Genomic DNA, 21,905 nt, shown 5'->3' on the forward strand with positions numbered 1-21,905 from the left:
CGGCTGCATTACGGCCCTGCACGCATGGAGTTTCGGGCCTCTTCGACTAAAGGATAAGTCGCACTGCGGCGCCTGAAATCCGCTTGAAACCCTGTGTTTGCGGGGCGCCGGTGCCCGCCGCGCAAGCCATCGCATTCCCGCCATAGCTGGATTGACCGCGCCGGCCGTGCGCCCAAAAAAACACCGTGCCTAGACTCCGCTCCGTCATCGCCTGCAGTGCACCGCAGGTCCACATCATCGAGGAGGAGGGCCTCATGTCCATGCACCACGTATCCCGTCGGCTGGCGCCGCGCCCAGCGGGACGACTGATCAACGCCAGGCCACCGCCGGGCTGATCACGCGCCTAGCGCAAGCGCGGATCGCGCGCTCCAACTGCATCCCATTCGTTCGTGCTGGCGCCTGCACAAGGCCAGCGCGCTTGGCCCCGCGCAGCCGGATCTCTGGCGCCAGGGTCGTCCATCAGTTTCGGGAGGTTCTGATGCACCTTTTCTCCAACGTTGCCGTCCGGCGTCTCGCGTTCCTCTGTCTCGCCGTGCTGGCCAGCCCCGCAGTGGCGATGGCCGGCGATGCGCGCGTCCACCAGCAGCTGCAGTGCGGCCCGGCCAGCCTCGATGTGGTGGTCGAAGGCAGCGGCCCCACCATCGTGCTGCTGCCGTCGCTCGGTCGCGATTCGCTGGACTACGATCCGATCGCCGAAGGCCTGGTGGCGCGTGGTTACCAGGTGCTGCGCCCGCAGCCGCGTGGCCTGGGTGCAAGCCGTGGGCCGATGGACGGCATCACCCTGGCCGACCTGGCCGATGACGTGGGCTGCGCGATCGCGCAGGCCGGCAAGGCGCCGGCGATCGTCGTCGGCCATGCCTACGGCAACTGGGTGGCCCGCATGCTGGCGGCGCGGCATCCGCAGGCCGTGCGCGGCGTGGTGGTTGCCGCGGCCGCGGCCAAGACCTATCCCAAGGCGTTATCGGCCAGCATCATCCGCATCGCCGATCCCAAGACCTCGCGCGAGGATCGCCTGACGGAGCTGCAGGCCACCTTCTTCGCACCGGGCAACGATGCCGCGGTGTGGCTGGAAGGCTGGCACCCGGAGGTCCGCACCAGTCAGCGCAACGCCAGCGATGCCACGCCAAAGGCGCTGTGGTGGAGCGCGGGCGGCAAGGTGCCGCTGCTGGATCTGCAGGCCGCATCGGACCCCTTCATGCCGGCCGATCGTCGCCAGGAGCTGCGCGAGGAGCTGGGTCCGCGCGTCAGCGTGGTCACGATCCCTGGCGCAAGCCACGCGCTGCTGCCCGAGCAGCCGCAGCAGGTCGTCGCGGCCATCGCTGACTGGGCGGCCACCCTGCCTTGAGCGCGGCCGCGCCCCTGTCGTCCCCCGCTTCTTCAGCGCGCTGCCGCAGGCGGCGACGCTCCCGCCATTCGCATCCAGTCCTGGGAGGGAATTCGATGCCTGTCTGCAACATCTCGCGCCTGCCGCGCCATCGGCGTCTTATCACCAGCCTCTGCCTGCTGGCCGTGGCCGGCAGCGGCCACGCCGCCACCTTCGGCAACGAAGACGCAGGCATCGAGTTCTTCGGCAACCTGTATCCGCAGTACCAATGGACCTCGTTCGGCAGCCCGACCACGGTGGGGAGCCAGGTCAGCACGCTGACCACCAAGTCCAACGCCAGCACCACGCTGCGCAGTGTCACCGACAAACCCGACGCGGATCGCGTCAACTGGTCGCAGTCGTTCTTCGCCATGCGCGGCCATTACCGCTTCAACCCGGATTGGGAAGTCGGCTTCCGCCTGGATGAGCAGGTGACCGAGCCGTACGACAACAGCGAGTACTTCAATCGCAGCCGCGATGCGTTCGTCTATGTCGAGCATCGCGTGCTCGGCACCTTCACCGGCGGGCGCATCAACAGCATCCTGTCCAACTGGGGCGACCCGGTGCGCATGCTGGGCGTGAGCGAGAGCAATTTCGTTTCGACCTCGACCCTGCTGGGCGGCGCGGCGTTCGGCACCGGCAGTCGTGCCGGGACGACCACCTGGGTGACGCGCGCCAGCCACGGCTACAAGTGGGAAAGCGCGAAGTGGAAGGGCTTCTCGCTCGGTACCAGCTACATGCCGCATCGCGATGGCCCCGACTACGGCAGGCCACGCCGCGCCTATTCCTACGGTATCCGCTGGGAGCAGGGACCTTGGTACACCGCGCTGCAGTACGAGCGCCACACCAATCACCTGGTGATCAGCGGCGTGCCGACGACCACGCCGGCGGCCAGCTCGATCGTCAACCAGGGCGGCGGCTCGCTGGACCAGAACCTGCGCCTGAGCGCGGCCTACCAGACCAAGCGCTTCAAGCTGGGCCTGGACCTGTCGCGCGTGCAGTACGCGGAAGACCCCACCGCGGCCTACGGCAAGTTCAAGTCCTACACAGTGCCGACCTGGAAGGTCAGCGGCGAGTGGCAGGCCACGCCCAAGCTCACGCTGGCCGCCAACTACATCCATGCTGGCGCCGGTCACTGCGTCCTGTCCGGCGGCGCGACGTGCAGCACGCTGGGGCTCGGCGCGCAGGCCTACAACGTCGGCGTCCAATACAGCCTGTTCAAGTACACCTCACTGTTTGCGCTTGCCGGGCGCGTCGACAACGGCGCCTCTTCCAGCTACGGCTCGCCGGTGCGGGCACCGGTCGGCGCGACGCTGGACAACGTGGCCCTTGGCCTGCACGTCAAGTACTGATGCGCGCCCGGCGATCCCCTTTACTGCAGCGCTTCGCCACCCGCCAGGCTGGCGGCGCGCGGCGCTGCCTGACACCCTGATGCGAGGTCCCCAATGAGTTCCCAGGTGCAACCGTCATCCACCACCGGCATGGTCGAGCCCTCGCTGGCCGATGCCACCTACCGCAAGATCAAGTGGCGCATCCTGCCGCTGATCATGCTGTGCTACACCGTGGCGCTGATCGACCGCAACGTGATCGGCTTTGCCCGCCTGGACTTCATGCACCAGCTGGGGTTCAACGAGGTCATGTACGGCATCGGCACCGGCATGTTCTTCATCGGCTACTTCGTGTTCGAGGTGCCCAGCAACCTGTGGCTGCAGAAGATCGGCGTGCGCCTGACCTTCCTGCGGATCATGATCCTGTGGGGCCTGGCCTGCGCGGCGTTCGCGATGATGTCCTCGCCGACCGAGTTCTACATCTACCGCTTCCTCCTGGGCGCGGCAGAAGCCGGCTTCTTCCCCGGCGTGCTGCTGTACATCACCTTCTGGATTCCCAAGGCGCGCCGCGCCAGCGTCACCGCGTTGTTCATGGCCGCATTGCCGATTGCCGGCATGCTCGGCGGGCCGTTGGCCGGCACGATCATGCGCCTGCTCGATGGCGCGCTGGGCCTGCATGGCTGGCAGTGGTTGTTCATCGTCGAAGGCCTGCCCGCCTGCGTACTCGGCGGGGTGGTGTACTACTTCCTGGACAACAAGCCGGCCGATGCCAAGTGGCTGACCGCGTCGGAAAAATCCCTGGTGCAGGCCGACGTGGACCGCGACAGCGCGGCATCGCCGGGCCAGCATCATTCGCTGTGGCAGGCCTTCGGCGACAAGCGCGTCTACATCCTGTCTTTCGTTGCGTTGGCGGTGTTCAGCGGCGCGGCAGCCAACGCGTACTGGATCCCGACCATCATCAAGAACTCGGGCATCAAGGACGTGCTGCATGTCGGGCTGCTGTCGTCGATTCCGTTCCTGGCCGGCCTGATCGTGCAGTTCCTGGTGGCGCGTCATTCGGACAAGGTCGGCGAGCGCCGTTGGCACGTTGCGCTGTGCCTGGGCACTGCGGCCGTGGCCTGGCTTGTGCTCGGCACCACGCAGTTGAGCACGATGCCGGCCATCGCCCTGCTGACGGTCTGCACGGCGGCGACGCTGGGCGCGACCGGTCCTTTCTGGACCCTGCCGGGCAGCACCTTCTCCGGCCCCAAGGCCGCCGGCAGCATCGCGCTGGTCACCACGCTGGCCGGGCTGGGCAACGTGTTCGTGCCGATGATCGTCGGGGTGCTGATCGACAAGACCGGCACCCTGGCCGCGTCGCAGTTGGCCTACGGCACGCTGCTGATGGCCGGTGCCATCACGATCGTTGCCGCCACGCGCGCGCCGCAGCCTGCGGCCAAAGCCTGACCTGATTGTTGAACGGAGCTGACATGCAAGACGTTTTCATCTGCGATGCCGTGCGCACGCCCATTGGCCGCTACGGCGGCGCCCTGTCCGCGGTGCGCGCCGACGACCTGGCCGCGCATCCCTTGCGCGCACTGATGGCACGGCACGCCGACATCGACTGGTCGCGCCTGGACGAGGTCTTCATGGGCTGCGCCAACCAGGGCGGCGAAGACAATCGCAACGTCGCGCGCATGGCCGTGCTGCTGTCCGGCCTGCCCAAGGACGTGCCGGGCGTCACCCTCAATCGCCTGTGCGCCTCGGGCATGGACGCGGTGGGCGCGGCGTTCCGTGCCATCGCCCTGGGCGAGATGCAGTTCGCCATCGCCGGTGGCGTGGAGTCGATGACGCGCGCGCCGTTTGTGATGGGCAAGCCGGAAGCCGCGTTCGGTCGAACGCAGGTGCTGGAAGACACGACCATGGGCTGGCGCTTCATCAACCCGGCGCTGCGAGCGGCCTACGGCGTGGAGACCATGCCGCAGACCGGCGACAACGTCGCGGCGGACTTCGGCGTATCGCGCGAGGACCAGGATGCGTTCGCGTTGCGCAGCCAGCAGCGTACGGCGGCCGCGCGGCAGCGTGGCTACTTCGCAGAAGAAATCGCGCCGGTCACGATCGCCGGGAAGAAGGGCGACACCGTGGTGTCCGAAGACGAACATCCGCGCCCGCAGACCACTGCCGAGATGCTGGCCGGGCTGCGTGTGGTCAATGCAGGTGGCACGGTGACGGCCGGCAATGCGTCGGGCATCAACGATGGCGCTGCGGCGCTGATCCTGGCGTCGGCCGAGGCCGTCAAGGCGCATGGGCTGACGCCGCGCGCCCGCGTGCTGGGCATGGCCAGCGCCGGCGTGGCGCCGCGCATCATGGGCGTCGGACCGACCCAGGCGGTGCAGAAGCTCACAACACGATTGGGGATCGACATTGCCGCGTTCGATGTGATCGAGCTCAACGAAGCCTTCGCGTCCCAGGCGTTGGCGGTGACCCGCGCGCTTGGACTGGCGGACGACGCACCGCAGGTCAATCCGAACGGCGGCGCGATCGCGCTGGGCCACCCGCTGGGCATGAGCGGCGCGCGCCTGGTGCAGACCGCGGTCCATCAGCTGGAAGTAGGTGGCGGCCGGCTCGGCCTGGCCACCATGTGCGTCGGCGTCGGTCAGGGCGTCGCGCTGGCAGTCGCGCGGGTCTGAGCGCTGCGCTCAGTCGCTGACTGCGCTACTGGAACCCGATCGACACGCCCAGGCCGCCCTGCCAGTCGGCGGCATCGGAGGTCGTGCCGCGCAGCAGCGAGACATCGAGCTGGGCGTGATCGCCCAGCGACCAGGCGATGCCGCCGCCCACGCCTTGGGTGCTGTCCTGGCCGTGGCCGATGCCGGCTTCCACATAGGCCTGCCAGCTTTCGCGCTTGATCACGGTGAGGTTGGGCGCGAAGGTCCAGCTGTGGCCTTCGTCGCTGTCCACCGCTTCGGCGAACAGGGTGAGCGCGCGCTGGTCGGCCAGTGCCCACTGCGTGGACAGGCCAAGCGAACGCGTGTGCGCGTCGCTGCCGTAGGGCGAGCGTCCACGCGCGACCTGCGCGTTGAGTAGCAGTGCCCACGAGAATGCCTCGCGCTGGCTGGGCAGGGCGATCTTCAGGCCCAGCGTGCTGTCGCCAGCGCCGTGTCCGGTGAAGCGCGCGGCGCCGGTGTCGTGCTCCGACACCTGCGTGTCGCTGGCCAGCTGCAGCTCCACCGCGTCGGTCAGGCCCAGGCGCAGCACGGTGTCGGCCACGTACTGGCGCTGGGTGGTGCCATCACTGCGGTCGAGGGTGATATCGGGCAGGCCTTGTTCCCAGGCAAAGCCGCCCGCCTTGAGCGTCTCGGTGGCAAATGGAATGCCGGGCCGATCGAACGGGATGTCATCGGCTAAAGCCACCACGGGTACAAGCAGGAGCAGGCCGGCCCAGCGGCGATGCAGGCGCGTGCGCGGGGAGGAAGCGGAAGCGGAGGACGACGACATGGTGGATCTCGGACTGACCGGTCCGTCATTGTCCGCCCGCCGCTGTCAGCGTTGCATCACGCGCGCTGACACACCGTGCGCCACTGCCCGCATGCGCCACACGCCTGCAACGCGAAGCGATGGCCGCGCGCTGCCTGCATCATGCTTCGGCGTGGCCGGGCCGGCCGCGGCGCACCAGCACGAAGAACAGCGGCACCAGCAGCACCGCCAGCAGCGTGCCGGTGGCCATGCCGCCGATCACGCTGATGCCGATCTCGCGGCGGCTGGCCGCGCCGGCGCCGGTGGACAGCGCCAGCGGGATCACGCCGGCGACGAAGGCCAGCGAGGTCATCACGATCGGTCGCAGGCGCAGGCGCGCACCTTCCAGCGCGGCGGCGATCGGCGAGCGTCCGGCTTCTTCCTCGGCCTCGGCGAACTCCACGATCAGGATCGCGTTCTTGGCCGAGAGGCCAATCGTGGTGAGCAGGCCCACCTGGAAATAGATGTCGTTGACGAAGCCGGCCAGCGTGGTTGCCGTCACCGTGCCCAGCACGCCCAGCGGGATCACCATCAGCACCGCCACCGGGATCGACCAGCTCTCGTAGAGCGCGGCCAGGCACAGGAAGATGAAAGCGATCGACGCCGCGTACAGCCAGAGCGTCTGGTTGCTGGACAGCTGTTCCTGGTAGGACAGGCCGCTCCATTGCAGGTCGAAGCCCGGCTGGGTCGCGACCAGGTCCTGCATTCGGTCCATCGCCGCGCCCGAGCTTTCGCCTGCCGCCGCGCTGCCCTGCAGCTGCACCGCGGCCAGGCCGTTGAAGCGCTGCTGCAGCTGCGGGCCACGGGTCCAGTGGACGCTGGCGAAACTGTCGAACGGCGCCATCTGGCCATTGCTTCCGCGCACGTACCACTGGCCGATGTCTTCGGGCAGGGCGCGATACGGCGCATCGCCCTGCACGTACACGCGCTTGACGCGGCCGCGGTCGATGAAGTCGTTGACGTAGCTGCCGCCCCAGGCCGTGGCCAGGGTGGAGTTGATGTCGCTCTGCGCCAGGCCCAGCGCGCTGGCCTGGGCGTGGTCGATGTCCACCTGCAGCTGGGCCTTGTCGCCCAGGCCGTTGAGGCGCACCGCGGTCAGCTGCGGGTCCTGACTGGCCTGGTCCAGCACCTTGGCCTGCGCGGCGTTGAGCGCGGTGCGCCCGGCGCCGTCGGTGTCGCGCATCCACAGCTCGAAGCCGCTGGACTGGCCCAGGCCGCGCACCGCCGGCGGCGAGAGCACGCTGACCTTGGCGTTGGCCAGCTTGCCGAAGTGCTTGTTGGCGCGATCGATGATCGCCGCGGCGGTGTTGTCGCTGTTGCGCGTCCCCCAGGGCTGCAGCGCCAGGAAGCCCTGGCCGGCGTTCTGCCCGGTGCCGGCGTTGTTGCGGCCGACCACCAGGAAGATCGCATCGATGTTCGCCTTTTCCTCGGTGAGGAAGTAATGGCTGATGTCCTGCGCGAGCGCTTCGGTCACGGCCATCGGCGTGCCTTCGGGCGTGGTGAACTGCACCATCACCTGGCCCTGGTCTTCCACCGGCAGGAAGCCGGTCGGCATGCGCATGTACAGCGCCACCATCACCACCACGATCACCGCATACAGCGCCATCCAGCGCTTGGGCTGGACCAGCATCTTGCCCAGGCGGCGCTGGTAGCCGCCCTGGGTGCGCTCCACGCCGCGGTTGAACCACTGGAAGAAGCGGCCCGGCTTGCGCTCCTTCTCCACCGGCTTGAGCAGCGTCGCGCACAGCGCCGGCGTGAGCGTCAGCGCGATCAGCGCGGAGAGCGCCATGGCAGAGGCGATCGTGATCGAGAACTGCCGGTAGATGATGCCGGTCGAGCCGCCGAACAGCGCCATCGGCAGGAACACCGCGCCCAGCACCACGGTGATGCCCACCAATGCGCCGGTGATCTCGCCCATCGATTTCTCGGTGGCCTCGCGCGGTGGCAGATGCTCCTCGTGCATGATGCGTTCGACGTTTTCCACCACCACGATGGCGTCATCGACCAGCAGGCCGATCGCCAGCACCATCGCAAACAAGGTCAGCGTGTTGATGGTGAAGCCGGCGATGGCCAGGATGCCGAACGTGCCCAGCAACACGACGGGCACGGTGATCGCCGGGATCAGCGTGGCGCGCGCGTTCTGCAGGAACAGGTACATCACCACCACCACCAGGATGATGGCCTCGATCAGCGTATGGACCACGCCTTCCACCGACACGCGCACGAACGGCGTGCTGTCGCGCGGGTAGGCGACCTTGATCCCCGGCGGGAAGGTGGGAGACAGGCGATCGATCTCCGCGCGCACCGCATCGGCGGTGGCCAGCGCGTTGGCGCCCGACGACAGCGATACCGAAAAACCCGATGCCGGATAGCCGTTGAGGAAGCTGCTGGTGGTGTAGCTTTCCGCGCCGATCTCCACGCGGGCCACATCGCCCAGGCGCACGCTGGCGCCGCTGGGCAGGGTGGTGAGGATGATGTCGCGGAACTGTTCGGGCGTCTGCAGGCGCGACTGCGCGGTGACCGTGGCGTTGAGCGCCTGGTCCGGGCCAGTGGGCAACGCGCCGATCTCGCCGGCGGTGACCTGGGTGTTCTGGTCCTCGATCGCGCTGCGCACGTCGCTGGGCATCAGCTGGTAGGCATTGAGCTTGTGCGGGTCCAGCCACACGCGCATGGCGTACTGCGCGCCGAACACGTTGATTTCGCCCACGCCGCTGATGCGGCTGATCGGATCCTGCAGGTTGCTGACCAGGTAGTCGGCCACGTCTACGCGCGTCATCTTGCGCGTGGTGTCGTACAGGGCGACCACCATCAGGCTGTCGCCCTGCGACTTGGCCACGGTGACGCCCTGCTGCTGCACTTCCTGCGGCAGGCGGGTCAGGGCCTGGTTGACTGCGTTCTGCACCTGGACCTGGGCGATGTCCGGGTCGGCGGCCTGGTCGAAGGTGATGCTGATGCGCGCCTGGCCCGAGGACGAGCTGGTCGAGGAGAAATACAGCAGGTGGTCGATGCCCTTGATCTGCTGTTCGATCACCTGGGTGACGCTGTCTTCCACCGTCTGCGCCGAGGCGCCGTTGTAGGTGGCACTGACATTCACCTGTGGCGGGGCGATGTCCGGGTATTGCTCCACGGCCAGGGTGCGGATCGCGATGGCGCCCATGGCCATGATGACGATCGCAAGCACCCACGCGAAGATCGGGCGGTGGATGAAGAAGCGCGGCAGCATCGGTCGATCAGCCCTGCTTGGTGGTGGCCGCCGCAGCGGCCGGGGCGCTGGTCACCGTGACCTTGGCGCCGTCGCTCAGGCCCTGCGAACCGCCGATCACGATCTGGTCGCCGGCCTTGAGCCCATCGGCCACCAGCCAGCGATTGCCCACCGCGCGCAACGTGGTGAACTCGCGCAGGTGCACGACGTTGTCGCTGCCGACGACCCAGGCCTGCGCGTTGCCGCGCGGGGTGCGGTCCACCGCGGTCTGCGGCACCAGCAGCGCCTGCTGGCGGATGCCCTGGCCGACCAGTGCGCGCACATACATGCCGGGCAACAGCAGGCCATCGGGATTGGGGAACTGCGCGCGCAGGGTGATGCTGCCGGTGGTTTCGTCCACGTCGATGTCGGCGAACTCCAGCGTGCCGGCCACCGGATAGTCGCTGCCATCGGAAAGCTTGAGCTTCACCTGCGCGGCCGACGCCTGCACGCCGCCATTGGCGATGGCCCGGCGCAGCGCCAGGAACTGGTTGCTGGACTGGGTGATGTCCACGTTCATCGGATCCAGCTGCTGGATCTTGGCGATGGCATCGGTCTGGCTGGCGGTCACCAGCGCGCCGGGCGTGACCGCGGCGCGGCCGATGCGGCCCGTGATCGGCGCGGTGACGGTGGCAAAGCGCAGGTTGGTGCGCGCGGTGTCCAGCGCGGCGCGGCTGGCCTCGCTCTGCGCGGCGGCCTGGCGATAGGTCGCCACCGCGTCGTCCACGTCCTGCTGGGAAATCATCTGCTGCTTGCCCAGCTGCTGGTAACGCTCGGCCTGCAGCTTGGCAGTGACCAGCGCGGCCTGGCTGGTGGCCAGGTTGGCCTGGGCTTCATTGGCCGAGGCCTGGTAGAGCGTCGGCTCGATCTGGAACAGCGGCTGCCCGGCCTTGACCGTGTCGCCTTCGGTGAACAGCCGCTTGAGCAGCACGCCGCTGACCTGCGGCCGCACTTCCGATTCCTCCGAGGCGACGGTGCGACCGGCCAGCTCGGTGTCCAGCGCGACGGCTTCGGCCTTGAGCACCAGCACCTGGACCTGCTTGGCCTGCGGCGCGGCGGCTTCGCCCTTGCCCTTGCAGCCGCCCAGCAGCAAGACCGTGCCGATCAGCAGCGCCACCAGTGGCGCGTGGCGATGCGGCGTGCCGCGCGTGGAATCCAACCGGGGGCCTGTCACGGCGCGGTCATGCGACAACAATGCGGCTTTGCACATAGACGTAAGAAGGGGAATCTGGTCAAAGGGGAGGAAAACAGTCGCGGCATCCTACGCGAACGCTCTACATGGATTTGTCGGAGCCAGTTCAGTCTTGCATCCCCGCGCGTGGCCAGGCGTGGCCCATGACGTGATGGTCATGCCCAAGCCAGGCGCGGTGGGGATGGATTCAGTTCAGTTCGCGGGCGCCCGCGGACGGCCCGCCACGCTAAGCCATCGCGCCTGCAATCGGGTGCCGGCCGGCGCTTATGTACCGCATAAAATTCTCTTATGGCCCTAGCGGACAGGGGCCTTCTGCGCCGCCACCGATTGCAGCAGGGCCACGAACTGCGATTGCAGCGCGGTCGGACGCCAGTCGATGCGGCGGGTCATCGCGATCCGCCGCCAGAAGTCGGCACCCGGCGAGCCGATCTCCATCAGCCGCCCCGCCTGGCTCTCCAGCAGGAACTGATCGCGTGACATCAGGGTGAGCCAGTCGCCCTCCAGCATCAGCCCCCGCATGATCAGGACCGAGCCGCATTCCACCCGCAGCACCGGCGGCGCCTGACCGCGGACCTGGAACATGCGCTCCCAGTTCAGCCGCATCGGCACGCCGTGCGCCGGCACCACCCACGGATGCCGGTGCAGGTCGGCATCGGAGAGCCGGCGCTTGCCACCCAGCGGATGGCCGACGCGGCCGACGATCACCAGTTCGTCGTCGAACAGCCCTTCTTGGACCACGTCACGCGCCGGCACTGAGGCGCGCTGCGAGCCGATCAGCAGGTCCATGTCGCCCTGGCGCAGGCGCCCGAGCAACTCGGCGTACGGGCCTTCGATCACCTCGACCGAGGCGCCCGGATGCTGGCTGCAGAATTCGGACAGCACCCGTGGCAGGAATTGCGCGCGCGCCACTGGCAGCACGCCGATCCGGATCTTGCCAACCGGTGCCTGGTCTTGCGCGCTGAGTTCGTCGATGCCTGCGCGCAGCTCGGCCAGCATCAGGCGGACGAAATGGACCAGCCGCGCCGCGGCATCGGTCGGCCTCACCGCGCGTCCGCTGCGGTCCAGCAGCGCCACCTGCACGACCGCCTGCAGCTCGCGCATGGCGCGATGAAGCGAGGGCTGCGACAGCCCGGTCTGTGCCGCCGCGCCGGCATAACTGCTGGCGCTCACCACGGACACGAGCGCGCGCAGCTGGCTCATGGTGACGCGCCGTTCGACATGGTGGATGGACGGCAGGCGGGCGGGCCGGCGGATCTGCTGCACGCCGCGCTCCAGGTAGCGCAGGGCACGGCGGGTGCGGTCGATGAAGCGTGCGCCGGCCTCGGTCGCGGTGACGCCCCCGGGATGACGATCGAACAGCCGCGCCTGCAGCACCTGCTCCAGCTTGCCGATCGCCTGGGCCAAGGCCGGCTGCGACAGGCTGACCGAGCCGGCGGCCAGACTGATGTTGCCCAGGCGCGCGACCTGCAGCAGTGCGTCCAGATGGCGCACGTTCAGTGCGTAGATCGCATCCATGAAAATTCATTAGCAAGATTCAATGGCGCGATCATAAATCGAATTTGGATGGGCGCTCGCAATTGACCATATTGCGCACCTCGGCGCAGCGCGGGTGATATTGCACTGCACAAATCAATAGGCATTCCGAATACGCACTGTGTTTGCGGAGTGACCATCGATCCAAGCCCGACGCCATCCAAGATCCCCATCGTTCTCCCCCGAGGCCCTGCGTGAAGCTGCTAGATACCCACACCCACGTCATCTCTCCCGACAAGAACCACTATCCGACCAACCCGATCGGCGGCCATCAGTCCGAATGGTCCCAGGCGCGTCCGGTCGATGCCGATGGCTTGCTGCGGGCGATGGATGCGGCCGGGATCGAGCAGGCCGTGGTCGTGCAGGCGTCGACCGTCTACGGACACGACAACCGCTACGTGACCGACAGCGTGCGTCAGCACCGGGACCGCTTTGTCGGCGTGTATTCACTGGATGCGATGGCCGCCGACGCGGTGGAAAAGATCCAGCACTGGCAGGCGCAGGGGCTGCACGGCTTCCGCCTGTTCACCACCGGGAGCACCATGCCGGGCCAGGCCGACTGGCTGGGGCATGCCGATTCCTATCCGGCCTGGGCCTATGCCGAAGCGCAGGGCATTCCGGTGTGCCTGCAGATGACGATGGAGGGCATTCCGGCGCTGCGCAGCCTACTGACGCGTTTCCCCAAGGCGATCGTGCTGCTGGACCACTGCGCGCGTCCGGTGCTGTCCGATGGTGCTCCGTACGCCAAGGCGCAAGCCTTGTTCGATCTGGCCAGCTTCCCCGGCGTCCATCTCAAGCTGACTAATCGCACGCTGGCCGCGGCGGCTGAAGGCGACTCGACTCCGGCCGCATTCCTGGAGCGGATCGTGGCGTCCTTCGGCGCCGAGCGCATCGCCTGGGGCTCCAATTTCCCGGCGGCTGCGGGCACCTTGGCCGAACTGGCACAGGTCGCGCGCGCAGCGCTGTCCACGCTGCCTTCCGATGCACAGGTGGCCATCTTCGGCGGCACCGCACAGCGCCTGTATCCGTTCGCCGATACGATGGCGCAGGCATGAGCGGCGCGCCGGTCCTGAAGACGGTGCTGGCCGGCTATCCGCATACCGCGGCGCTACGCAGCGGGGCATTGACCGATCCGCGCGTGCGCCTGGCGTTCGAAGACGTCGCGCCGGTGCACAAGGCGTTTGCGCCGATGGTGCGCACGCAGGCTTTTGATCTGTGCGAACTGGCGATCGTCACCGCGCTGCAGGCCATCGCCTACGGCAAGCCGGTGGTGTTGCTGCCGGCGGTGGTGGCCTCGCGCTTTCAGCGTGGCTGTCTGATCGGCAGCCGGCCCAACGGCCTGCCCGCGCCGCAGGAACTCGCCGGTCGCCGCGTCGGTGTACGCGCCTACACGCAGACCACCGGCATGTGGGTGCGTGCGCATCTGGCCGAGGATTTCGGCGTGGACCTGCGCCAGGTGCAGTGGGTGACCCATGACCCGGCGCACGTGGCCGAATACGACAACCCGTCCTACGTCCTCACGCCCAATGGCGACAAGAAGACCCTGGACATGCTGCGCGATGGTGAGGTCGAGGCCTGCATCCTGGGCAACGACCTGCCCAAGGGCGACGATGATTACGTACCGCTGATCCCCGACGCAGCCGCGCGCGACCAGGCCTGGTATGCGCAGCACGGCTTCATGCCGATCAATCACATGGTCGTGGCCGGTCGTGATGCAGTCGAACGGCAGCCCGACGCCGTGCGTGCCGCCTACGCGCTGTTGCGGCAGGCCGATGCGCAGGCCAACGGCAGTCGCGAAGGGCCACGGCAGACCTTGTTCGGCTTCGAACGCCTGCTCGGCCCGGTCCAGTTCACCATCGACGCCTGCCTGCAGCAGGACCTGTTGCCGCGCCAGATGACGGCTGAAGAAGTCTTCGCGCCGGCCCGCGCCCTGCTGGGCACGGACGGTTACTGAGCAACACGCCAGGGACGGCGCCGCATTTCCCCCGCACCACCCACTCCGGAATTTCGCCTCATGGCTACTCCCGTTTCCCAAATCGCGCCGCCCAAGCCCGCGCGCCCCAAACGCTTCTATGAAGACCTGACGTTCCAGGTCCTGGCCGGCATGGCGCTGGGCGTGGCCGTGGGCGCGCTGGCGCCGGACATCGGCAAGCAGCTCAAGCCGCTGGGCGATGTGTTCGTCCGCCTGATCCAGATGGTGGTGGGGCTGATCATCTTCTGCACCGTCACCCATGGCATCGCCAGCGTGCGCGACCTGGGCAAGGTCGGGCGCATCGCGATCAAGGCGATCGTCTATTTCGAGGTGGTCACCACCATTGCGCTGGTGATTGGCCTGGTGACGATCAACGTCCTGCAGCCCGGCGCGGGTATGCACATCGACCCGGCCGCGCTGCACAACCCGGGCGAGGCGGTACATCCGGCGGCCAGCATGAGCTTCGGCGAGTTCCTGCTGAACCTGGTGCCCAAGTCGGCGGTGCAGGCCTTTGCCGAAGGCGAGATCCTGCAGGTGCTGGTGTTCTCGGTGCTGTTTGCCTGCGGCCTGGCCTCGATCGGCGACAAGGCGCAGCCAGTGCTCGATGGCATCAATGCCGTGTCGCAGGCGCTGTTCTGGGTGATCCGCGTGGCGATGAAGATCGCGCCGATCGCCGCCTTCGGTGCGATTGCCTTTACCGTCGCCAAGTTTGGCCTGCAGTCGCTGGTGCCGCTGGCTGCGCTGATCGGCGAGTTCTATCTGACCTGCCTGATCTTCTTCGTCATCGTGCTGGCGCCGATTGCCTGGTACGCCGGCTTCAGCCTGCTCAAGCTGATGCGCTATATCCGTGAGGAACTGGTGCTGGTGATCGGCACCAACTCGTCGGAGAGCGTGTTCCCGCAGCTCACCGGCAAGCTCAAGAAGCTGGGCGTGGAAGAATCGGTGGTTGGCCTGGTCCTGCCCACGGCCTACAGCTTCAACCATGACGGCACTTGCCTGTACTTCGCCGCGGTCAGCGTGTTCCTGGCCCAGGCCACCGGCACGGCGATGGGCTGGGAGCAGCAGCTGGGCCTGTTGATGGTGCTGCTGGTGACGTCGAAAGGCGGTGCGGGCGTGGCCGGCTCTGCGATCGCGGTGCTGGCGATGACGCTGGCGGCCACCAAGGCGATCCCGGTCAACAGCATCGCGTTGATCCTGGGCATCCACCGCATCTTGGCTTCGGCCTTCGTGTTCACCAACATCGCGGGCAATGCCGTGGCGACCCTGGTGGTGGGCAAATGGGAGAACGCCATCGACCGCCAGCAGCTGGACCACGAACTACAACACGGCTATCGCGCTGCCTGACGGCGCGCCACGCACATACCGTCGACGCGCGGCCACCGCGCCAGCGCACGCGCCTGGGAGGGCGACACCATGAAATCCAGCATCACCCTGATGGGGCTCGGCAGCCTGTGCCTGGCCGCCAGCGGCACTGCCTTGGCCACGCCGGTCGACGACGCCTTCGCACCGCCCGCTTCACTGGCCGTGCAAGGCGGCGATGACGCGCCGGCCAAAGCCTACGATCCCTCGCTGGCGGCGGTGATCCGGCGCTGGGCCGATGAAGGCGTGTTCCTGCGCGCCAACCTGATCAACCAGTACGCGCAGAACACCACTGGCGCGGTCGATCAGGACGGCAGCAACGTCGGCCAGTTCAATGTCGGCGCTGACCTGGACCTGGACAAGCTGTGGGGCGTGCGCGGCGGCAGCTTCCACGTGACCGTGTATCGCGACTACGGCCATGGCCTCAACCACGACACCACCGGCACCTTCACCAAGCAGCAGAACATCTACAAGAACGAATACAACGCGGTGCACCTGGGCCTGTTCGCGTATCAACAGAAGCTGATGAACAACCGGCTGGACCTGGTCATCGGCCGGCTGGGGACCACCAGCTATTACGGCAAGCTGGCGGCCAATTGCCAGTTCCAGGCGGCCACCACCTGCGGCCTGCCGCGCCTGATCAATGCCGAGGCCGGCTTCAGCCTGCTGCCATCGGCGACCTGGGGCTTCAACGCGCAGTTCAAGCCGACCAGGCACACCTACATCGAGACCGGCGTTTTCGAGGTCAATCCGACCTCGGCGCCCAGCAATGGCGCCGATTTCTCCGTGGCCAATGCCACCGGCGTGACCGTGCCGGTGGAGTGGGGCTGGACCCGCACGGATACCAAGGAAGATCCGCATACCTTCGCGCTCAAGGTCGGTGGCTACGTCAGCACCGCGCCGCACACCGATCCGTTCTACAACACCGCCGGCCGCTCGCGCGGACTGTATGGCGGCACAGCGCGCACCATCGATGCCAATCGCACCGGCATCTACGTGATGGGCGAGCGCGTGATCTGGCGGCCGGAGGCGCATTCCACGCGCGGGCTCAATCTGTTCGGCGGCATCGCGCAGCAGCTTGAGGTCGAGGAGGTCATGCGCCAGCAGGTCTACGGCGGCGTGGTGATGACCGGCCCGTTCGCGGCGCGGCCGCAGGACACCCTGGGCGTCCAGGTCTCCTATTTCGACATGACCGACAAGGAGCAGGCCTACCTGCGCGATGCGCGCATCCGCGCGGGCGGGCAGGGCACCAACAACCCCAACCAGTACGCGTTCGAACTCAATTACGGCTGGCATCCCACCCGCGGGGTGATCGTCATGCCCAACGTGCAATACATCATCCACCCCGACAATTCGGCGCTGCCCAACACCTCGGTGCTGCCGAAGAACATGTTCGCGTTCGGCCTCAGCGTGCAGCTCAACTTCGGCAGCATGATCGGGCTCAAGCGCGACAGCGGTGGTGGCGACTGATCCCTTCGTCCTTGCGTGTGCCGGACGGCACGGCAGGACTTCGCTGCAGAGGAACCCCCATGTCCAAAGTCTTCACCCATGTGGCGCGCGTCGAGCGCGCCGTGATCGATGCGCTGGCCCAGGCCGGCGTCGCCACCGTCCATGAGGCGCAGGGCCGCAGCGGCCTGCTGCATCCGCGTCTGCGGCCGATCTACAGCGGTGCGCGCATCGCCGGCAACGCCGTGACCGTGTCGGTGCCGCCGGGCGACAACTGGATGATGCACGTGGCCATCGAGCAGCTGCAGCCCGGTGACATCCTGGTGGTAGCCCCCACCAGCGAATGCACCGATGGCTACTTCGGCGACCTGCTGGCCACCTCCGCGCAGGCGCGCGGCTGCCGCGGGCTGGTGATCGATGCCGGCGTGCGCGACATCCGCGACCTGACCCAGATGGGCTTTCCGGTGTGGAGCCGCGCCATTCACGCGCAGGGCACCGTCAAGGAGACCCTGGGCTCGGTGAATGTGCCGCTGGTCTGCGCTGGCGCGCTGGTGAATGCCGGTGACGTGGTCATCGCCGACGACGATGGCGTGTGCGTGGTGCAGCATGCCGATGCGGCAACTGTGCTGGCGAAGGCGCAAGAGCGCGAGGCAAAGGAAGCCGAGAAGCGCGAACGCCTGGCCAAAGGCGAGTTGGGCCTGGACATTTATTCCATGCGTGAACGGCTGGCGGCCAAGGGCCTGCATTACATCTGACGGCCTCGTCGGCTTTCTTTCCGCTTTTAAGAGTCCCGCACATGATCATCGACTGCCACGGCCACTACACCACCGCGCCCGCCGGCCACGACGCCTTCCGCAAGGCGCAAGTTGCCCACTTCAAGGATCCGTCGCTGCCAGCGGCGCAATACCCGGCCATCTCCGACGACGAACTGCGCGAGAGCGTCGAATCCAACCAGCTGCGCCTGCTGCGCGAGCGCGGCGCTGACATGACCATCTTTTCGCCGCGCGCCAGCACCATGGCGCACCACGTCGGCGATGAAGCGGTGAGCCAGGCATGGACGCGCCACTGCAACGACCTGATCGCGCGCGTGGTCGGGCTGTACCCGGAGACCTTCATCGGCGTGTGCCAGCTGCCGCAGTCGCCGGGCGTGCCGATCGACCACTCGATCGCCGAGCTGGAGCGCTGCGTCAACGAACTCGGTTTCGTCGGCTGCAACCTCAATCCCGATCCGTCCGGCGGGCACTGGACCGGCGTGCCGCTGACCGACAAGGCCTGGTATCCATTCTTCGAGAAGATGGTCGAACTGGACGTGCCGGCGATGGTGCATGTCTCGGGCAGCTGCAACCCCAACTTCCACGCCACCGGCGCGCATTACCTCAATGCCGACACCACCGCGTTCATGCAGTTCCTGCAGGGCGATCTGTTCAAAGACTTCCCGGAGCTGCGCTTCATCATTCCGCACGGCGGCGGCGCGGTGCCGTATCACTGGGGCCGCTTCCGCGGCCTGGCCGACATGCTGGGCAAGCCGCCACTGGCCGAGCACGTGATGAAGAACGTGTTCTTCGACACCTGCGTCTACCATCAGCCTGGCATCGACCTGCTGTTCGAGGTGATCGACGTGGACAACATTTTGTTCGGTTCGGAGATGGTCGGCGCGGTGCGCGGGATCGACCCGCAGACCGGCCAGTATTTCGACGACACCAAGCGCTACATCGACGCGCTGTCCATTTCCGAGGCGGACAAGCAGAAGGTGTTTTCGGGCAATGCGCGCCGGGTCTATCCGCGCTTGGATGCCCGCCTGCGCGCACGCGGGCTTTGAACGGGCGCGGCGACCGGCCCGGGCGGGTCGCCGGGACCTAAGCACCATCTCCGGCGATTGTCCCCCGCGCAACGAACTTCGCCGGGGCGATCATTGAACGGGTGAGGGGAGCCGATAGGCTGGATTTGTCGCCGGACCGCGGGTGTTGCACCGCGTTTGGCGGCTTCTTCCAAGCGCTATGAGGTTGCCGTGCCCCTTGATTCCCTGACCCAGCAGCCGCCCGATGGCCTGTTGGCGCTGATGTCCCAGTACGCGGCCGATCCGCGTCGCACCAAGCTCGACCTGGGCGTGGGCGTGTATCGCACCGAGGCCGGCGCCACGCCGGTGATGGCGGCGGTGAAGCTGGCCGAACAGCGGCTGGTGGACATCCAGGGCAGCAAGTCCTACCTGGGCCCGGAAGGTGATGTGGAGTTCGTGCGCGCGCTGCAGCCGGTGGTGTTCGGCGCGGCGCTGACGGCTGAACTCGGTGGCCGCCTGACCGGCCTGCAGACCGTCGGCGGCACCGGCGCATTGCGCCTGGCGGCGGACCTGATCGCCGCGGCCTCGCCTGGCCATCGTCTCTGGCTGGGCACGCCGAGCTGGCCCAACCACGCGCCGGTGTTCGCCGGCGGTGGCCTGCATGTGCGCCCGTATCGCCAGTTCGATGCGGCCACCCAGCGCTTCGACCTGGAGGCCACGCTGGTGGCGCTGAACCAGGCGGCCACGGGCGATGTGGTGCTGCTGCACGGCTGCTGCCACAACCCCACCGGCGCCGATCCGACCGCTGCGCAGTGGGACCAGATCATCGAGGTGGTGGTCCAGCGCGGGCTGGTGCCGCTGATCGACATCGCCTACCAGGGGCTGGGCCAGGACCTGGAAAGCGACGCCTGGGCGCTGCGCCGGATCGTGGCGCGCGTGCCGCAGGCACTGGTGGCGTACTCGTGTGACAAGAATTTCGGGTTGTACCGGGAGCGCGTGGGCGCGCTCTTTGTCGTGGCTGCGCGCGCAGCCGGTGCCGAAGCCGCGTTGAGCCACCTGGCGGCGCATGCGCGCGCCAGCTATTCGATGCCCGCAGACCACGGTGCGGCCGTGGTGCGGACCATCCTGGCCGATGCGACGCTGCGCGCGCAGTGGAGCGATGAACTGCGCGGCATGGCCGCGCGCATCGCCAGCATCCGCAACGGGCTCTCGGCGCTGGGCCAGGTGGGCCTGGTCGACCTGACGCCGCTGTCCCAGCAGCGCGGTCTGTTCGCGCTGCTGCCGCTGGCGCCGAACGTGATCGAACGCCTGCGCGTGGAGCACGGCGTGTACATGGCCGGCAACGGCCGCATCAACATCGCGGGCCTGGCGCAGTCGGCCGTGGCGCGTTTCGGCGATGCGCTGGCGGCCGCCCAGACGGCGGCCGCGGCATGAGCGAGGCTTCGTCGCTGCGGATCGGCGTGGTCGGCGCCGGCGCCATCGGCGCGGTCGTGGCCGGCATGCTGGCCGGGGTCGGTGCGCAGGTGAGCGTGGTCGAACTGGGCGCGCGCCGCGCGGCGATCGCGCGAGACGGCCTGCGCTTCCAGCTCGGCGATGCGCCGATGCAGGCGCTGCCGCTGCCGGTCGGCGATGCGGCGGACTTCGGCGTGCAGGACCTCGTGTTCCTGGCGGTGAAATCGCAGGTGCTGCCGGCGGCGCTGGCCGGGGCGATGCCGATGATCGGCCCGAACACGCAGGTGGTGCCGTTGGTGAACGGCGTGCCGTGGTGGTACTTCCTCGGCACCGATGCGCCGTTTGCGCGCGAGCACGTGGAAACCGTCGATCCCGGTGCGCGTGCGCAGCAGCTGCTGACCCCAGCGCAACTTATCGGTAGCGTGGTCTATATCACCGCCGCGCTCAGCGCCGACGGCGTGGCCCACGCCACCGGCCCGCAGCGGCTGGTGATCGGCGAAGTGCTCGGCGGCATGAGCGAACGCATCCAGGCGCTGGCCGCGCTGCTGGAATCGGCTGCCATCAGCACCAAGGTCAGTGACGACATCCGCCGCGATGTGTGGACCAAGGTCGCGCTGAACCTGGCGACCAACCCGCTCTCGGTCGTGGCCGAGGCGCACCTGGCCGACCAGTTCAACCGCGACGACCTGCGCAACGCGGTCGATGCGGTGCTGCATGAGACCGTCGCGCTGGCCGGCCTGTACGGCGTGCAGCCGTCGATGGACCTGGAGCAGATGATCGCCACCGGCAAGCGCGTCGGCGCGTTCGATACCTCGATGCTGCAGGACTACCGCGCCGGCCGGCCGCTGGAGCTGGGCGCCATCGGGCAGGCCGTGCTGGAGCTGGCCGAGCAGGCCGGCCACGCCATGCCGGTAGCCCGCAGCATGGTCGGCCTGGCTGCCTACAAGGCGCAGCGCGCCACTGCCTTCGTTTCCAAGGAACTGCCATGAGCCAGGTCGCGACCGCGCTGCCCAGCCCCAAGCCCGACGCGGTGGAACAGCAGCTGCGCCAGCAGCTCTGCGACTTCTATCACCTGGTCGACTGGATGGGCTGGGGCGAGCTGATCTTCAACCACATCTCGGTGCGCATCCCGGGCCCGGAACACCATTACCTGGTCAATCCGTTCGGCCTGAATTACTTCGAGATCACGCCTGAGAACCTGATCAAGGTCGGCGTGGACGGCAAGCTGGTCGAGGCGTCCGAATATCCAGCGAATCCTGCCGGTTTCGCGCTGCATGGCGCCATCCACGGCGCGCGCGCCGATGTGCATTGTGTCGCCCACACCCACACCTTGCCGGTGTCGGGCGTGGCGATGAAGCAGGGCGGCTTCAGCCACAATAATTTCTACGGCGCGCAGCTGATCGGGCGCATCGGCTACCACGATTTCGAAGGCATCACGCTCTTCGATGACGAGCGTGGCCGCATGCTGGACAGCCTGGGTGACAAGCACGTGCTGTGCCTGCGCAACCATGGCATCGCCGTGTGCGAGCGCGATATCCCCAACACCTTCATGCTGCTGTGGATCGTGCAGCGCGCCGCCGAGGTGCAGACCCACGCCGGCATGATCCCCGGTGCGGACATCGCGCTTTCGAGCGACGTGCAGCAGCGCTGCGTCGAATCGGCACGTCGCATGGTCGACAAGTCCAACGCCGCGCAGCTGGTGTTCGACGCCACCGTGCGCCGCATGCGCCATGCACAGGGGCGCTGA

General features: G+C 67.8%; 17 protein-coding genes. 13 read left to right on the forward strand and 4 right to left on the reverse strand.

From position 1 onward, the window contains the following. Window positions 1–478 precede the first annotated feature (478 nt). The 4 genes from BMZ17_RS09985 to pcaF all read left to right on the forward strand — a co-directional run bounded on the left by BMZ17_RS09985 (window position 479) and on the right by pcaF (window position 5,360). Entirely contained in the window at window positions 479–1,345 is an 867-nt protein-coding gene (locus BMZ17_RS09985; protein WP_217645778.1) for an alpha/beta fold hydrolase, read from the forward strand. A 95-nt stretch (window positions 1,346–1,440) separates the two neighbouring features. Next, entirely contained in the window at window positions 1,441–2,715 is a 1,275-nt protein-coding gene (locus BMZ17_RS09990; RefSeq protein ID WP_093138444.1) for a porin, read from the forward strand. Window positions 2,716–2,808: 93 nt separating this feature from the next. Then, on the forward strand, window positions 2,809–4,137 hold the full coding sequence (locus BMZ17_RS09995; protein ID WP_093138445.1) for an MFS transporter: 1,329 nt from the start codon (window positions 2,809–2,811) through the stop codon (window positions 4,135–4,137). Window positions 4,138–4,160: 23 nt separating this feature from the next. After that, a complete protein-coding gene (pcaF, locus tag BMZ17_RS10000) occupies window positions 4,161–5,360 on the forward strand; it encodes a 3-oxoadipyl-CoA thiolase (RefSeq protein WP_093138446.1) in 1,200 nt (399 codons plus the stop codon). 25 nt (window positions 5,361–5,385) lie between these two features. Here pcaF and BMZ17_RS10005 read toward each other — a convergent pair whose 3' ends face one another. The 4 genes from BMZ17_RS10005 to BMZ17_RS10020 form a co-directional block, all read right to left on the reverse strand. Continuing rightward, window positions 5,386–6,168, reverse strand: coding sequence for a transporter (locus BMZ17_RS10005; RefSeq protein WP_093138447.1), 783 nt, complete (start codon window positions 6,166–6,168; stop codon window positions 5,386–5,388). Between the two features lie 139 nt (window positions 6,169–6,307). Then, on the reverse strand, window positions 6,308–9,409 hold the full coding sequence (locus BMZ17_RS10010) for an efflux RND transporter permease subunit (RefSeq protein WP_093138448.1): 3,102 nt from the start codon (window positions 9,407–9,409) through the stop codon (window positions 6,308–6,310). A 7-nt stretch (window positions 9,410–9,416) separates the two neighbouring features. Continuing rightward, window positions 9,417–10,520 (reverse strand): efflux RND transporter periplasmic adaptor subunit, encoded by a 1,104-nt coding sequence (locus BMZ17_RS10015; protein ID WP_254775315.1) that lies wholly within the window; start codon window positions 10,518–10,520, stop codon window positions 9,417–9,419. A 393-nt stretch (window positions 10,521–10,913) separates the two neighbouring features. After that, window positions 10,914–12,134: a LysR substrate-binding domain-containing protein gene (locus tag BMZ17_RS10020; RefSeq protein WP_093138450.1), complete on the reverse strand. Its 1,221-nt coding sequence runs from the start codon at window positions 12,132–12,134 to the stop codon at window positions 10,914–10,916. Window positions 12,135–12,346: 212 nt separating this feature from the next. Between BMZ17_RS10020 and BMZ17_RS10025 the strand changes: the two genes are divergently transcribed. The 9 genes from BMZ17_RS10025 (at window position 12,347) to BMZ17_RS10065 (ending at window position 21,905) form a co-directional block, all read left to right on the forward strand. Continuing rightward, a complete protein-coding gene (locus BMZ17_RS10025) occupies window positions 12,347–13,207 on the forward strand; it encodes an amidohydrolase family protein (RefSeq protein ID WP_093138451.1) in 861 nt (286 codons plus the stop codon). Then, window positions 13,204–14,106, forward strand: coding sequence for a substrate-binding domain-containing protein (locus BMZ17_RS10030; RefSeq protein WP_093138452.1), 903 nt, complete (start codon window positions 13,204–13,206; stop codon window positions 14,104–14,106). The genes BMZ17_RS10025 and BMZ17_RS10030 overlap by 4 nt, the downstream gene beginning before the upstream one ends. A gap of 60 nt (window positions 14,107–14,166) precedes the next feature. After that, a complete protein-coding gene (gene dctA / locus BMZ17_RS10035) occupies window positions 14,167–15,468 on the forward strand; it encodes a C4-dicarboxylate transporter DctA (protein ID WP_093138453.1) in 1,302 nt (433 codons plus the stop codon). Between the two features lie 69 nt (window positions 15,469–15,537). Further along, entirely contained in the window at window positions 15,538–16,953 is a 1,416-nt protein-coding gene (locus tag BMZ17_RS10040; RefSeq protein ID WP_093138454.1) for a carbohydrate porin, read from the forward strand. 59 nt (window positions 16,954–17,012) lie between these two features. Continuing rightward, on the forward strand, window positions 17,013–17,684 hold the full coding sequence (locus BMZ17_RS10045; protein WP_093138455.1) for a 4-carboxy-4-hydroxy-2-oxoadipate aldolase/oxaloacetate decarboxylase: 672 nt from the start codon (window positions 17,013–17,015) through the stop codon (window positions 17,682–17,684). 41 nt (window positions 17,685–17,725) lie between these two features. Then, entirely contained in the window at window positions 17,726–18,748 is a 1,023-nt protein-coding gene (locus BMZ17_RS10050) for an amidohydrolase family protein (protein ID WP_093138456.1), read from the forward strand. 189 nt (window positions 18,749–18,937) lie between these two features. Then, on the forward strand, window positions 18,938–20,140 hold the full coding sequence (locus tag BMZ17_RS10055; protein WP_093139576.1) for an amino acid aminotransferase: 1,203 nt from the start codon (window positions 18,938–18,940) through the stop codon (window positions 20,138–20,140). Next, on the forward strand, window positions 20,137–21,147 hold the full coding sequence (locus BMZ17_RS10060; protein ID WP_093138457.1) for a ketopantoate reductase family protein: 1,011 nt from the start codon (window positions 20,137–20,139) through the stop codon (window positions 21,145–21,147). The genes BMZ17_RS10055 and BMZ17_RS10060 overlap by 4 nt, the downstream gene beginning before the upstream one ends. Further along, on the forward strand, window positions 21,144–21,905 hold the full coding sequence (locus BMZ17_RS10065) for a class II aldolase/adducin family protein (protein WP_093138458.1): 762 nt from the start codon (window positions 21,144–21,146) through the stop codon (window positions 21,903–21,905). The genes BMZ17_RS10060 and BMZ17_RS10065 overlap by 4 nt, the downstream gene beginning before the upstream one ends.

The sequence above is a fragment of the Pseudoxanthomonas sp. GM95 genome (assembly GCF_900109775.1).
In the GTDB taxonomy this organism is placed as follows: Bacteria; Pseudomonadota; Gammaproteobacteria; order Xanthomonadales; family Xanthomonadaceae; genus Pseudoxanthomonas_A.